Source organism: Mycolicibacterium rhodesiae (assembly GCF_002086695.1).
GTDB lineage: Bacteria > Actinomycetota > Actinomycetes > Mycobacteriales > Mycobacteriaceae > Mycobacterium > Mycobacterium rhodesiae.
This window is the reverse complement of sequence record NZ_MVIH01000017.1, coordinates 76,858-91,061: the sequence shown is the minus strand read 5'-3', so window position 1 is coordinate 91,061 and position 14,204 is coordinate 76,858. Positions and strand designations below refer to the sequence as shown.

At 66.1% G+C, this 14,204-nt stretch carries 12 protein-coding genes and 1 pseudogene; 5 read left to right on the top strand and 8 right to left on the bottom strand.

Annotation, left to right across the window (positions count from 1 at the left end; all coding sequences use genetic code 11):
* Nucleotides 1–116: 116 nt before the first annotated feature.
* Nucleotides 117–551 carry an SRPBCC family protein gene (locus tag BST42_RS24685; RefSeq protein ID WP_083121942.1) on the top strand — a complete coding sequence of 145 codons (435 nt, stop codon included), beginning with the start codon at nucleotides 117–119 and terminating at the stop codon, nucleotides 549–551.
* On the opposite strand, the gene BST42_RS24680 is transcribed toward BST42_RS24685, so the two are convergent.
* Together BST42_RS24680 and BST42_RS24675 are read right to left on the bottom strand one after the other, a co-directional pair.
* Entirely contained in the window at nucleotides 548–1,450 is a 903-nt protein-coding gene (locus BST42_RS24680) for a diacylglycerol kinase (RefSeq protein ID WP_083121941.1), read from the bottom strand. The genes BST42_RS24685 and BST42_RS24680 overlap by 4 nt on opposite strands.
* Entirely contained in the window at nucleotides 1,447–3,024 is a 1,578-nt protein-coding gene (locus tag BST42_RS24675) for an FAD-binding oxidoreductase (protein ID WP_083121962.1), read from the bottom strand. The genes BST42_RS24680 and BST42_RS24675 overlap by 4 nt, the downstream gene beginning before the upstream one ends.
* A gap of 50 nt (nucleotides 3,025–3,074) precedes the next feature.
* Between BST42_RS24675 and BST42_RS24670 the strand changes: the two genes are divergently transcribed.
* The 3 genes and pseudogenes from BST42_RS24670 to BST42_RS24660 all read left to right on the top strand — a co-directional run.
* Nucleotides 3,075–3,656, top strand: coding sequence for a TetR/AcrR family transcriptional regulator (locus BST42_RS24670; RefSeq protein WP_207569570.1), 582 nt, complete (start codon nucleotides 3,075–3,077; stop codon nucleotides 3,654–3,656).
* Entirely contained in the window at nucleotides 3,653–5,191 is a 1,539-nt protein-coding gene (locus BST42_RS24665; protein WP_083121940.1) for a glycerol-3-phosphate dehydrogenase/oxidase, read from the top strand. The genes BST42_RS24670 and BST42_RS24665 overlap by 4 nt, the downstream gene beginning before the upstream one ends.
* 75 nt (nucleotides 5,192–5,266) lie before the next feature.
* Nucleotides 5,267–6,610, top strand: a pseudogene (locus tag BST42_RS24660) (amino acid permease); the annotation flags it as partial.
* Nucleotides 6,611–6,668: 58 nt separating this feature from the next.
* On the opposite strand, the gene BST42_RS24655 reads toward BST42_RS24660, so the two are convergent.
* The gene (locus BST42_RS24655) at nucleotides 6,669–7,751 is read right to left on the bottom strand and encodes an aldo/keto reductase (protein ID WP_083121938.1); all 1,083 of its coding nucleotides are present in this window, start codon (nucleotides 7,749–7,751) and stop codon (nucleotides 6,669–6,671) included.
* Between the two features lie 117 nt (nucleotides 7,752–7,868).
* Between BST42_RS24655 and BST42_RS24650 the strand changes: the two genes are divergently transcribed.
* Nucleotides 7,869–8,741 carry an AraC family transcriptional regulator gene (locus BST42_RS24650; protein WP_083121937.1) on the top strand — a complete coding sequence of 291 codons (873 nt, stop codon included), beginning with the start codon at nucleotides 7,869–7,871 and terminating at the stop codon, nucleotides 8,739–8,741.
* Here BST42_RS24650 and BST42_RS24645 read toward each other — a convergent pair whose 3' ends face one another.
* The 5 genes from BST42_RS24645 to BST42_RS24625 all read right to left on the bottom strand — a co-directional run bounded on the left by BST42_RS24645 (nucleotide 8,742) and on the right by BST42_RS24625 (nucleotide 14,054).
* Nucleotides 8,742–10,163 carry an acyl-CoA carboxylase subunit beta gene (locus BST42_RS24645; RefSeq protein WP_083121936.1) on the bottom strand — a complete coding sequence of 474 codons (1,422 nt, stop codon included), beginning with the start codon at nucleotides 10,161–10,163 and terminating at the stop codon, nucleotides 8,742–8,744.
* A gap of 54 nt (nucleotides 10,164–10,217) precedes the next feature.
* The gene (kasB, locus tag BST42_RS24640) at nucleotides 10,218–11,480 is read right to left on the bottom strand and encodes a 3-oxoacyl-ACP synthase KasB (RefSeq protein WP_083121935.1); all 1,263 of its coding nucleotides are present in this window, start codon (nucleotides 11,478–11,480) and stop codon (nucleotides 10,218–10,220) included.
* A gap of 34 nt (nucleotides 11,481–11,514) precedes the next feature.
* On the bottom strand, nucleotides 11,515–12,765 hold the full coding sequence (gene kasA / locus BST42_RS24635) for a 3-oxoacyl-ACP synthase KasA (protein ID WP_083121934.1): 1,251 nt from the start codon (nucleotides 12,763–12,765) through the stop codon (nucleotides 11,515–11,517).
* Nucleotides 12,762–13,058 (bottom strand): meromycolate extension acyl carrier protein AcpM, encoded by a 297-nt coding sequence (gene acpM, locus BST42_RS24630; protein WP_005144687.1) that lies wholly within the window; start codon nucleotides 13,056–13,058, stop codon nucleotides 12,762–12,764. The genes kasA and acpM overlap by 4 nt, the downstream gene beginning before the upstream one ends.
* 75 nt (nucleotides 13,059–13,133) lie before the next feature.
* Nucleotides 13,134–14,054: an ACP S-malonyltransferase gene (locus BST42_RS24625; RefSeq protein WP_083121933.1), complete on the bottom strand. Its 921-nt coding sequence runs from the start codon at nucleotides 14,052–14,054 to the stop codon at nucleotides 13,134–13,136.
* Nucleotides 14,055–14,204: the final 150 nt, after the last annotated feature.

The following is a 14,204-nucleotide window of genomic DNA, read 5'->3' as shown; positions in this document are numbered from 1 at the left end:
TCGCCGCCAACTACCGCCACTGGCTCAACACCCAACACATCGACGCCGCTTGACCCGTGACAGAGATAGGAGCATCACGTCGTATCGTTCGGCGCCAGACGCCTAACCTGAGTCGCATGGTCCATCTCCATGTTGAGAAGACGATCGCGGCGCCGCCCGATGAGGTCTTTGCCTGGCTGGCCGACCCAGTCAATCTGAAGACCGCTCCGCTGATCGTCACCGCCGGCTGGGCGCGGGATTCACCCCCTCCGGGGCTGGGCGCGATCCGGACCGGCTTCGCCGTCGGCTTGTGGTTCCGCGAGGAGATCGTCGCCTACGACCCGCCACACAGCTACACCTACCTGATCGTCGGATCGGTTCCCGCGTTCGACCACGAGGGCGGCACGCTGACGTTCACCCCCGAGGGTGAAGGCACTCATGTCGATTGGGTGAGCACCTACACCCACCCCGCTCGCGGCGGCGGCAAGGCGATGGAGGCGCTCAGCGCCAAGCTGTTGCCGTGGAACTTTGCTGCTGTCCTCGACGGTTGCGCAAAGGCGCTCGAACGTTAGACAGGTGCCGGGACGAGAAGTTTCAGAGCAGCGGAAACCGCAGAAATCTCGGCAGGCAGAGGGCACACGTAGTCACCGTCGGCGTAGGCGTTGATGCCGGGGGAGTCGACTGTGATCGTGCGGGCCCGGTAGGTGCTGACCTCGTCGAGGTTTACGTGCGTGCCCTTGAACACCGTGGGAAACAACCGAATCAGCTTGGTGCGCGAGGATGCGCGCACGATCGTGATGTCAAGCAGCCCATCGGAGTGGTTGGCGCCCGGGCAGATGAGCATGCCGCCGCCGTAGCTTCGGGTGTTGCCGAACGCGGCCAAGGTCAGATCGGCGACGATCTCGCGCTCGCCGTCCAGCACCAGTCGAAAAGGCAACGGCCGCAACTGGGAAATCTCGGCCACCAGCGCGACGTTGTAACGCATCCTGCCGTGCGGCCAGCTCATCCGGTTTACTCGATCGCTGACCAGCGAGTCGAAGCCCGTCGCGGCGACCGTGCCAAACCACGTGCTGGACTCGTCGGCACCCTTGATGTGCCCGAGGTCGACGGTCTCGGTGTGCCCGGCGGCGATCACGTCGACCGCAGCCACCGGGTCGGCCATGGGCAACCGGTACTCGCGGGCGTGGTCGTTGCCGGTACCGGCCGGCACGATGCCGAGCGGAATATCGGTGCGCGCCAACGCCTGGATCGCAAGGCGGATCACACCGTCGCCGCCGATCACCACAAGCGCGTCGGTCTCACGAGTCAGCGCCTCGTCGACCAGTTGACGGGCGTGCGCGGCGTCGCGCCCGACGATTCCGGTCACGTCGATCCCCAGTTCCTGGAAGCGGGCTACCGCCAGCTCCCCGGCATGGGGTGCGTTGCCGTGACCGGACTTGGGATTCGTCAGGACCGTGACGCGGGAGATCATGGAATCAGCTTGCCCGGGTTCAGGATTCCCGCCGGGTCGACGGCCTGTTTGACCGCCTGCAGCACCTTCACTCCCAGTTCACCGATCTCCGCCCCCATCCACGGCCGATGGTCCGCGCCGACGGCATGGTGATGGGTGATGGTGCCGCCCGTACGCGAAATCGCTTCAGAAGCAGCAATTTTAGCGGCCAACCATTGCTGGGTGACGTCACCGCGCTGGCCCGCGACCACGGTGAAGTACAGCGACGCGCCGGTGGGATACACATGCGAAATGTGGCACATCACCAATGCCGGTGTCCCGCTTTCGCCCAGGGAAGCTGTCAGCGCCTCGGTGACCGCGGCTTTCAATGCCGGCAGGTTGGACCACGTGGTTGCCGTTTCCAGCGTCTCGCACAACGCTCCGGCTGCCAGCAGGGCGTCCCGTAGATACGGTGCGTCGAAACGGCCATGCTCCCAGGCTCGCGCCGGTGCCTCGCCCAGGGATGTGCCGCCCTGGGACTCCAGAACCGCGCGGGTTTCGGCGTGCCGGCTCTCGGTGTGCGCGGCGCTACCTTCGAACAAGGTGATGCCCAGGCAACCGCCGGTGATGCTCTGTTCGCCGATGCTCCCGGTGGTGGCCAGGTTCACGCCGGTCTCGGCTTCATCGGACAACCGCACGACGGTCGGCCCGGTGCCGATCTGGGTTACCGCGCGCAGTGCGGCCGCGCCGGTGGCGAAGTCGGGGAACGACCACGCCTCGTAACGCACCGTTTCCGGGACAGGGTGCACGCGCAGGCGAACCCGGGTGATCACACCGAAGACACCCTCGGAACCGGAGAACAACTCACGAAGATCGGGTCCCGCCGCGGTCTCCGGCGCCCGGCCGAGGTCGAGCACGCCGACCGGGGTGACCACCGTCAGCCCGCGGATCATGTCGTTGAACCGGCCGTACCCGGCGGAGTCCTGCCCCGAGGACCGAGTCGCGGCATACCCCCCGATCGTGGCGAACCGGAAGCTCTGCGGAAAGTGCCCGAGCGAGAAACCGTGTTCACCGAGCAGTCGCTCGGCATCCGGTCCGGTCACCCCGGCGCCCAGTTCGGCCTGCATGGAGATCTCGTCCAGCGAGTGCAATGCATTGAGCCGGCGCAGGTCCAGCGAGATGACGGCGGCGAAGTCGCCGCGGATCGGGTCCAGTCCGCCGACCACACTGGTGCCGCCACCGAACGGCACCACGGCGATGCCGTGCGTAGAGCAGTAGCGCAGGACGGTGGCGATCTCGTCCTCGGTGCCGGGAAGCAGCACCGCGTCGGGCGCGTCCTGGTGGGTTTGCTTGCGGCGCAAGAGATCAAGCGTTGACTTGCCGCCCGCGTACAACAGCCGGCCGTGGTCGTCGGTGCGGACGAAGTCGGCACCGACGAACTCTGCCAGCGCATCGCGGTGCGCGTCCGGCAATGCCGACGGCCGCACTTGCACTTCGTCGATCGCGGGTGCCGGGATGTCACTCGCCGTCACGCCGAGCCCTTGCTCCAGCAGTGTTTTGATGCCGTCGGAGAGAGGCTTGGCCGCGTCGGGGTCGCCCCAGGCATTCCAGGCCATCGGAGGAACTAGGGTGCGGGCGTCATCGCTCATGCGTTACAGTATTACAGATGCTGTCAATCAGTAACGAAGAATCGGTGGACATCGGCGACCGGATCATGGCCGCCGCGGCCAGCTGTGTCCGAGACTTCGGAGTCGAGCGGGTCACGCTGGCCGAAATCGCGCGACGTGCCGGTGTCAGCCGTCCCACGGTGTATCGCCGCTGGCCAGACACCCGAACCATCGTCGCGTCGCTGCTCACCGAACGGATCACCGGCACCTGGCGCGCCGTGCCGGCAACCCAGCCCGGGCGGACCGGCCTGGTCGAGCGGATCGTCGAGGTGGCTCGCCGTCTGCGGGACGACGAACTGATCACCTCGGTGCTGCGATCGGCCCCGGACTTGGCGATGACGTATATCGCCGGACGGCTGGGCACCAGCCAGCAGATCCTCATCGACCTGCTCGTCGACGCACTGCGGGAAGCCCAGGCCGACGGCAGCGTGCGGTCCGGCGATGTCCGCCAGTTGTCGGCGATGGTCCTGCTGATCGGCCAATCCGCGATCCAGTCCGCCCAGATCGTCGAACCCATCCTTGACGCCGACGCCCTGAGCGCCGAGTTGTCACACGCCCTGAACGGATACCTCGCCCCATGAGTGACCTGACCGCCCTCAACGCCACCCGCCGGAGCGCCGACCTGACCGAACTCGGCGACGGCGCCCATGTCGACGTCGTCGTGATCGGGGGCGGCATCACCGGCACCGGCATCGCGCTCGATGCCGCAAGCCGCGGCCTGTCCGTGCTGTTGGTCGACAAGCACGACCTGGCGTTCGGAACCAGCCGGTGGAGTTCCAAGCTCGTGCACGGCGGGCTGCGATACCTGGCCACCGGCAACGTCGGCATCGCCCGGCGCAGCGCCATCGAGCGCGGCATCCTGATGACCCGTAACGCCCCGCACCTGGTAAGCGCCATGCCGCAGCTCGTTCCGCTGCTGCCGTCGATGGGGCGCGGTCAACGTGCTTTGATCCGAACAGGTTTCGTGGCCGGCGATGCATTGCGGATCTTGGCAGGCACCAAGGCGTCGACCCTGCCGCGATCACGGCGCGTTGGTGTACCGCAAGCGGTGGGCATGGTCCCGACGATTCGCCGCGAGGGTCTCGACGGCGGCCTGCTCGCCTATGACGGTCAGCTGATCGACGACGCCAGGTTGGTGGTCGCCGTCGCGCGCACCGCTGCCCAGAACGGCGCACGGATCCTGACCAAGGTGTCGGCCGCGGCCGCCAGCGGCACCTCGGTCCGGTTGGTGGACGAACTCACCGGCGAATCGTTGGATGTCAAGGCCCGCGCGGTGATCAATGCGACGGGAGTGTGGGCCGGTGAAGTGGACGCCGCGATCAAGCTGCGGCCCAGCCGGGGGACGCATCTGGTGTTTGATGCCGCCACATTCGGGAATCCGACTGCGGCGCTGACGATTCCGATTCCGGGCGAGGTCAACCGGTTCGTGTTCGCGATGCCCGAACAGCTCGGTCGCGTCTATCTCGGATTGACCGACGAGGATGCACCCGGCCCGATTCCCGATGTCCCCGAACCGACCCCGGGCGAGATTCGCTTCCTGCTCGACACGGTCAACACCGCGCTGGGGACCGCGCTGACGACCGTGGACGTCAAGGGCGCATACGCGGGGTTGCGCCCATTGATCGACACCGGCCAGGGCAGGACATCGGATCTGTCCCGCGATCACGCGGTGATCGAATCGTCCAATGGTGTGTTCAGCGTGGTCGGTGGCAAGCTCACGGAATACCGGCACATGGCCGAGGACGTCCTCGATCGCGCGTTGGCGGCACGCGCCATCACCGCGCAGCCGTGCCGGACCCGGAACCTGCCCCTGGTCGGCGCGGCAGCCAATCCCGTTGCGACGCTGCGTACGACCAGCCATCTGCCGGGATCGCTGGTGGCCCGCTACGGCGCGGAGTCGCCCAATGTCATCGCATCGGCGCGGTGCAGCAGGCCCACAGATCAGGTTGCCGACGGAATCGACGTCACCCGTGCCGAATTCGAGTTCGCGGTAACGCACGAGGGCGCGCTGAGCGCCGACGACATCCTCGACCGGCGCACCCGCATCGGCCTGGTGGAGTCCGACCGGAACCGCGCGTTCGCCGCCGCGGAGGAGTTCCTGGCCACCGCCTACTGAGGGGCTGAGAACCGACGCATAAACCGACTCGTAAGTGGGCATTCAACGTCCATTCACGAAGCCGGAGGACGCGTCATGGCAGCGACACCAGCCTTGAAAAAGGCCCTCAACCAGCGACAACTACGCATGATCGCAATCGGTGGCGTGATCGGCGCCGGCCTGTTTGTGGGCTCCGGCGTGGTGATCGGGGATACCGGACCGGGCGCCTTCATCACCTACGCGCTATCCGGTGTGCTGATCGTGATGGTCATGCGCATGCTGGCCGAGATGGCGGTGGCAAACCCCTCCACCGGCTCGTTCGCCGACTACTCCCGCAACGCCCTTGGGCATTGGGCGGGGTTCTCCGTGGGCTGGCTCTACTGGTACTTCTGGGTGATCGTCGTCGGGTTCGAGGCCATTGCCGGCGCGAAGATCGTCCAGTATTGGCTCGACGTCCCACTGTGGTTGTGTGCGTTGATCTTCATGGTGCTGATGACGGCGACGAACCTGTTCTCGGTCAAGTCCTATGGCGAGTTCGAGTTCTGGTTCGCCGGGATCAAGGTGGCGGCCATCCTCGCCTTCATCGCCATCGGCGCATGCTTCGTACTGGGCCTGTGGCCCGGCAAGTCGATGGACTTCTCGAACCTCACCAGTCACGACGGTTTCATGCCGATGGGGGCCGGGGTCGTCACCGTCGGGATCGTGACGGTGATCTTCTCGATGGTCGGCCCCGAGATCGCCACGATCGCCGCCGCCGAGTCGTCGGATCCGGAGAAAGCCGTTGCCCGGGCGTCGAACTCGGTGGTCATGCGGATCCTGGTGTTCTACGTGCTGGCCGTTTTCCTGGTCGTGACGATCGTGCCGTGGAACGACAAGAACCTGGCCGCCTCCCCGTTCGTGGCGGCGTTTACCAAGATGGGCATTCCTTACGCCGACCACATCATGAACGCGGTGGTGTTGACAGCGGTGCTCAGTTGCCTGAACTCCGGGATGTACACCGCCTCACGGATGCTGTTCGTGCTGGCCGCCCGCAGCGAAGCTCCCAAGCTTCTGGTGAAGGTGACGCCACGCGGCGTGCCTGCCAACGCCATCCTCTTCTCGTCGGTCGTCGGCTTCGCCTGCGTCATCGCCGCCGCGTTCGCCGAGAACACGATCTTCGCGTTCCTGCTCAACTCCAGCGGGGCGATCATCCTGTTCGTCTACCTGCTGATCGCGATCTCGCAGATCGTGCTGCGCTACCGCCACCGCGACGGGGAGCTAACACTGAAAATGTGGCTGTTCCCGGTGCTTTCGATCCTCACCGTGGTCGCGATGCTGGCCATCCTGGTGCAGATGTACCTCGACGACAAGCTGCGCTCGCAACTTGTGCTGAGCCTGCTGTCGTGGGGCGTCGTCGTGGTGCTGTTCTTCGTCACCCGACGGTTCAACCGCAATCGTCCCCACAAGGAGCAGCCCACCGTTGACGCCGAGGTGGCGCGAACCTGACCTAGGGGGAGACTCAGTACCGAACGGCACTCTGCACCAGCGGGGGATAGACCGTCGAAGGCTCACCGTCGACGGTGGTCCCGGCGAACTGCAGCATCGAACGCGTCGTCCCGTTCACGGCGGCGGGATAGTTCAGTGTCGGTGTGGACACCTCGTCGAGGCGGCGCAACTGTTCGGCGGTCAATGTCACGTCGACGGCGGCCAGGTTGTCCTCGAGGTGGCTCATCCGCCGCGCGCCGAGGATCGGTACCACCGTGCCGGGTCGGGCTCGTAGCCAGGACAATGCCACCGCGGCCGACGTGGCGCCGATCTCGTCGGCGATGGTGCTGACGGCGTCGATGACCACGAACTGTTCATCGCTGGGCCCGCCGACATAGCCGGCGCGAACGGAGTCGGCCACGGCTGCACCTCGCCGGTATTTGCCGGACAGGAAGCCGTTGCTCAGCGGACTCCACGGGACAAGCGCCATGCCCTGGTCGAGAGCCAGCGGAGCCAGCTCGCCCTCGACGGTGCGTGCCAACAGCGAGTACTCGACCTGCAGTGCGATCAGAGGCGTCCAGTCCCGCAGCACCGCCATCGTCTGGGCCTGGGCCGTCACCCATCCGGGGGTGTTGGAGAACCCGATATAGCGAACGGTGCCCGCGCGCACCAGGTCATCGAGCGTGCGGAGAGTCTCCTCGATCGGAGTGTTGCGGTCCCAGTTGTGCATCCAGTACACATCCACGTGGTCAGTTTGCATGCGGCGCAACGTTTCTCGTAACTGTCCGAGGATCGCCGACCGGCCGGCGCCACCGCCGTTGGGATCACCGGGGTGAAGGTTTGCGAAGAACTTCGACGCCAGCACCACCCGGTCACGCCGACCCGGTCGATGGGCGAACCAGTCACCGAGGATCTTCTCCGAGTGCCCGTTGGTATAGAAGTTGGCGGTGTCGATGAAGTTCCCGCCACGGTCCAGATAGGCGTCGAGGATCCGCTCGGATTCCTCGACGCTGGAACCGGCGCCGCCGGCATCCTCGCCGAAGGTCATCGCTCCGAGCGCGAACGGGCTGACCCGCAACCCGGACCGGCCGAGGGTGAGGTAGTGATCGAGTGGCATGAATCGCTCCTTCTCAGTGGAATCTGATATGCCCATCAAACCGAAATGCAAAGCTCAGCGGTAGATCGATGCGGTGTAGTCATTGCATAATCCGCTCATTATTGATGTGATCGAGCAATGGATCGTCTGTCTGAACTTCGCGCGCTGATCGCGGCACACGCCCAGCCGGATATGCGGACGCCGATCGACGGGCTCCTGCTATCGGTGGAGGCCGCTTCGCCGACCCCGGACTACTCGCTGACCGAACCGCTCGTCGTGGTGCTGGCACAGGGCGGTAAGCGCCTGCTTCTCGGCGACGACGTCTACGAATACCGCGCGGGTGAATGCCTGGTGGTGACGGCTGATCTCCCAGTCACCGGCCACTTCATCGACACCGGCGACGGTCTGCCGTCGCTCGGGATGGCGCTTGTGCTACGACCCACCGTGGTGGCCGAGTTGGTGCTGCAGGCGCCGTTCGTCCGCGGGGTGCGCAACTCGGGAAACGCGGCGATGGCGACCGCCGATGCCGACGAGGAACTGCTGGACGCGATGGTCCGACTGGTCCGATTAGTCGAGAAGCCCTCTGACGCAGGCATTCTCGCGCCGCTGATCGAGCGCGAAATCATCTGGCGATTGCTGACCGGACCCCAGGGCGAGACCGTGCGGCAGATCGGGTTGGCCGACAGCAATCTGACCTATGTCAGCCGGGCCATCGGATGGATTCGCCAGAACTATGCCGAACCGATGCGCATCGAAGAGCTTGCCCGGGTGGCCGGAATGAGCCCCTCCACGTTCCACCGGCACTTCCGGACGGTTACCGCCATGAGCCCGTTGCAGTTTCAGAAGCGGATCCGGTTGCAGGAGGCTCGTGCACTGTTGGTGGCGAACCCCGGCGACATCGCCGGGATCGGCCATCAGGTGGGCTACGACAGCCCGTCGCAATTCACCCGCGAATACCGTCGGCTCTTTGGTTCTCCGCCCGGGCAGGACGCCCAGCGCTTACGCGAATAGTTACAGCGGGATGTTCTTGTGCCGTCCGCGCCGGGCCGGCGCCTCGGCGAGCGCTTGCGTCAGCTTGCTGCGGGTGTGGGCCGGGTCGATCTTCTCGTCGACCACGCCGATCTCGACCGCGCTGTCCACGCCGCCGGCGATCCGCTCGTGCTCGGCCGCCAATTCCTCGTGCAGCGCTTCGCGTTCGTGATCGGGTGCGGCGGCCAGCTTCTTCTTGTGCAGAATGCCGACAGCCGCCTTGGCTCCCATGACCGCGACCTCGGCGTCCGGCCACGCGAACACCTTGGTGGCGCCCAGTGAGCGCGAGTTCATCGCAATGTAGGCCCCGCCGTAGATCTTTCGCGTCACCAATGTGACCCGCGGGACGGTTGCCTCGCCGAAGGCGTGCAGCAGCTTCGCGCCGCGACGGACCACGCCGCCCCACTCCTGGTCAACGCCGGGCAGGTAGCCGGGGACATCGACGACGACCACCAGCGGGATGCCGAACGCGTCGCACAACCGGACGAAACGTGCTGCCTTCTCCGCGCTTTCGGAGTTCAGGCAGCCGCCGAGGCGCAGCGGGTTGTTGGCGATGACGCCGACCGTGCGGCCGGACAGCCGGCCCAGGCCGACGACGATCGAGGGAGCCCACTTGGCCTGGAACTCTTCAAACGGGGTGTCCGCATCGAGCAGCGCCTCGACCAGCGGGTGCACGTCGTAGGCGCGGCGAGCGGACTCGGGCAGCAGCGCGTGCAGGTCGGAGTCGCCGGCCTCGGCCTTGCTGCGGTCGAAATGGCCTTGCTGGGAGAACAATCCGATCAACCGTCGGCCACGCTCATAGGCATCGAGCTCGGAGTCGGCCACGATGTGGCACACGCCGGACTTCTTGTGGTGGGTGTCGGGGCCGCCGAGAGAGGCCATGTCGACATCCTCGCCGGTCACGCTGCGCACCACGTCGGGTCCGGTGACGAACACCCGGCCCTCCTGGGCCATGATGACGATGTCCGTCAGGGCCGGCCCGTAGGCCGCGCCGCCGGCGGCGAAGCCGACCACGACCGAAATCTGGGGGATATAGCCCGAGGCGCGGATCATGGCTTCGAAGACCAGCCCCACCGCGTGCAGCGCTTTGACACCCTCGGCCAGGCGGGCGCCGCCGGAATGCCAGATGCCCACGATCGGGCTCTGCTCTTCGATGGCGGTGTCGTAAGCGGTGACGATGTGCTGGCAGCCCTCGACGCCCATGGCGCCACCCATGACGGTGCCGTCGGTGCAGAAGGCGATCGTGCGCACACCGTTGACGGTGCCTGCGGCGGCCAGCACACCGGAGCGGTCACGCTCGTGCAGCAGCTGCACGCTGCCGTCGTCGAAGAACGTGGACAGCCGCAGCAGCGGGTCGCGAGGGTCGAGTGATTCGCCGACCGTCTCAGGGGCCATGATCGTCATCTAAACCTCCATAGTGCGCGGATGTCGGTCAACGCCGTCGAGAGTCACTGGATTTCAGTACTTCCCGAAGGCGATCGCGACGTTGTGACCACCGAATCCGAACGAGTTGTTGATCGCGTACTGGTAGTTGCCTGGCCGGGGTTCACCGGCCACCACGTCCAGATCGATCTCCGGATCGAGGTTCCGCAGGTTGAGCGTGGGCGGCACGACGCCGTCCCGCAGCGCCAGCACGGTGAGGATCGACTCCACCGCGCCGACGGCGCCCACCGAATGCCCCAGCGCCGATTTGGGCGCGTAGACGGCCGGCCGGTGATTGCCGAGCGCGTTGTTGATCGCCTTGCCTTCCGCGACGTCACCCACCTGGGTGCCCGTCGCATGGGCATTGATGTGATCGATGTCGGAGGGCTGCAGACCCGCGAGCTGGATTGCCCGGGTGATCGCATGACCCGCCTGCTCACCGTTCGGGTCGGGCGCCACGATGTGGTAGCCGTCCGAGGTGATGCCTGCCCCCATGATGCGCGCGAGGATGTTGGCTCCGCGGGCTTTGGCGTGCTCCTCGGTCTCGATCACCATGAGTGCGCCGCCCTCACCGAAAACGAACCCGTTGCGGTCCTTGTCGAACGGGCGGCAAGCGCCTGCCGGGTCGTCGTTGGTGGTGGACAAGACAATTCGCATCTGAGCGAAGCCTGCGATCGGCACGGCCTCGATCTTGGTCTCGACGCCACCGCACACCGCCATGTCGGCTTCGCCGAGAACGATCTGTCGCCATGCCTGCGCGATTCCCTCCGACCCCGACGCGCACGCCGAAACCGGGGTGATGACCCCGGCCTTGGCCTTGAGTTCGAGGCCGACGGCGGCGGCTGCCGCGTTGGGCATGTACATCTGAACCGCCAAGGGCGACACCGCTTTGAGGCCTTTGGCGCGCATCCCGTCGTAGGCGAACACCAATTCCTCGGTGGAGCCCATACCGGTGCCGATGGACACCATCAGCCGCTTCGGATCCACCTCGGGCGAACCGGCGTTCTGCCACACGCGCCGGCTGAGCACGGTGGACATCTTCTGCAGATAGGACAGCCGACGAAGTTCGACGCGAGTCAGCTCACCGTCGAACTCCTCGACCAGATGCCCCCCGATACGGACAGGAAGGTCGTACTTCTCGACGAATTCGTCGTTGAGAAGCCGGATTCCGCTCTGTCCGTCCAACAGCCGCTTCCACGTGCTGTCGGCATCAGATGCCAGGGCGGTCGTCATCGCAACACCGGTGACGACCACGTTGGGGAAGCCGTTCCCCGTTGACAAACGAGTCAACCCTGCCATTGCTTTCTGCTAATCCTTTCCCCCCGGATCGGTGTCAGTAGCGCCCGAAGGCGATCGCGACGTTGTGCCCTCCGAAACCGAACGAGTTGTTGATCGCGTACTGGTAGTCGCCGTAACGCGGTTCTCCCGCAACGACATCCAGCTCGATCTCCGGATCCGGCGTCTCGTAGTTGAGCGTCGGCGGAATGACGCCGTCGCGCAGGCTGAGCACCGTGAGTGCCGATTCCAAGGCGCCGACGGCGCCGATGGAATGGCCCAGGGCCGACTTCGGCGCGTACACGGCGGCATGCTCGCATCCGGCGACCCGGATGGCGTTGGCCTCGGCGGTGTCCCCGATCGGGGTGGCCGTTCCGTGTGCGTTGATGTGGTCGATGTCCTTGGGCGACAGGCCCGCCGTCTCCATCGCCCGCTTCATCGCCGCGCCTGCGCGCAGGCCATCGGGTGAGGGAGCCACCATGTGGAAGGCATCCGAAGTGATGCCCGCACCCATGAGCCGGGCCAGCGGCTTCGCGCCACGGGCCTTGGCGTGCTCCTCGGTCTCGATGATCATCATGCAGCCGGCCTCGCCGAAGACGAACCCGTCACGATCCTTGTCGAACGGACGCGACGCACCTGCGGGATCGTCGTTGCGCGTCGACATGGCGCGCATCATCGAGAACGCCGCGATCGGCAACGCCTCGATGGTGCCCTCGACACCGCCGACGACCGCGAAGTCCGCGTCGCCCATGACGATCTGCCGCCACCCGTGGGCGATGGCCTCCGACCCGGACGAGCACGCCGACACCGGGGTGATGACCCCGGCGCGGGCGCCCAGTTCCAGGCCGGCGACCGCGGCCGCACCGTTCGGCATGACCATCTGAACGGCAAGCGGTGACACCTTGCGGATGCCGCCCTCGTTCATCGCGTCGTAGGTCTCGACGATCTTCTCGCCGCCACCCAGACCCGTGCCGATCACCACCGCGAAGCGGTCCGGGTCGACCTCGGGCTTACCCGAGTTCTCCCACAGCCGCCGGGCCAGCACCAGAGACATGCGTTGCACGTAGGAATTGCGACGCAGTTCGACACGGGTGAGCTGGCTGTCCATGTCCTCGACGAGGTGGCCGCCGATGCGGACCGGCAGGTCCCACTTGTCGACGAAATCGTCCTCGAGGATGCGGATGCCGCTGTCGCCTGCCAACAGGCCCTTCCACGTGCTCTCGATATCCGTGGCGAGCGCCGTGGTGGCCTCGACGGCGGTCACGACAACGCTAGGGAAACCGCCGTTAGCAGTGGAAGGCCTGCTCATTCGCCCGCGAACTTCTCGCGCAGGGCGGCAGCAGCCTCCGGGTTCTCTTCCTCGAGCTTCTGGATGTAGGAGACGACGTCACCGACGGTGCGCAGACCGGCGAGGTCTTCGTCGGGGATCTTCACGCCGTACTTGTCCTCGGTCTGAACGGCGATCTCCACCATCGACAGCGAGTCGATGTCCAGGTCGTCGACGAACGACTTCTCCGGGGTGACCTCAGACGGCTCGATGCCGGTCACTTCTTCGATGATCTCGGCGAGACCGGCGATGATTTCATCCTGAGAGGCGGGCACAGTGGCTCCTTCGTAATCGGTTGTGCTACTTGGGTAGAACGCTTGCTATGTGGTTGTCCTGGTCGGCCGAGACGATTAGAGCTCGGTGATTCCGTCCAGGTCTGCGGGGGTCTTGATCGCACGGTTGGCGACTCCCCGAAGTTCTCGTTTGGCGATTCCGGCCAGAGTGCCCGCGGGCGGGAACTCGACGATCGCGGAGCTCTCTGCGTTCTCAAAGAGCCGGCGCATGGTGTCGGTGCACAGGTCCCAGCGCACCGGGCGGGTGAGCTGCGCGACGAGCTTTTCCATCGCGTCTTGCGCAGACGCTACCGGTTGACCGTCGGCATTGCTCAGCAGCGTAGTGGTGGGCTCGCTCGTTGCGACCTCAGCCGCAGCTGCGGCATATCCGTCGAGCGCGGACGCCATGTAGTGGGTGTGGAAGGCGCCTGCGGTGGCCAGCTGGCGTACGCGGGCTTTCGCCGGCGGATCCTCGGCCAGCTTCTCCAGCGCCGCCACGGCGCCTGCGGCCACGATCTGGCCTGCGGCGTTGCGGTTCGCGGGGATCAGGTCGAGACGCGCCAGCGCGTCCAATACGTCGGCCTCGTCGCCGCCCAGGATCGCGGACATGCCGGTCGGCTCGACGGCGCAGGCCTTGGCCATCTCAGAGCCGCGGACCGCGGCCAGCTTGACCGCGTCGTCGGGCGAGATGACGCCGGCGATCGCGTACGCCGCGATCTCGCCGACGGAGTGACCGGCGACGACGGTCTTGCGCCCGGCCAGCGTGCCGCGCTTGATCAGCTCGGCATTGGCAAGCAGGGTCGCCGCGACGACCAGCGGCTGAGTGACCGCGGTGTCGGTGATCTCGTCGGCAGTTGCAGTGGTGCCCAGGCGGGCAAGGTCGAGACCGGCGATGTCCGACCAGGTCTTGATCTGATCGGCCGCGCCGGGCAGCTCCAGCCAGGGCTCGAGCATGCCGGGTGTCTGCGAGCCCTGTCCGGGCGCCAGCAATGCGATCACGGGTTCATGAGGCACTCTTTAAGAGAACACTGTGAAACCGGATCTGCACGGTGTAAGAGATTATGAACCTCGTCTTAGGTTTTTGTGGAGGTCCCACAAAAGTGCATGTGATGCGACGTCCCCGATACCTCGCCGCGATCTACTGCTCAT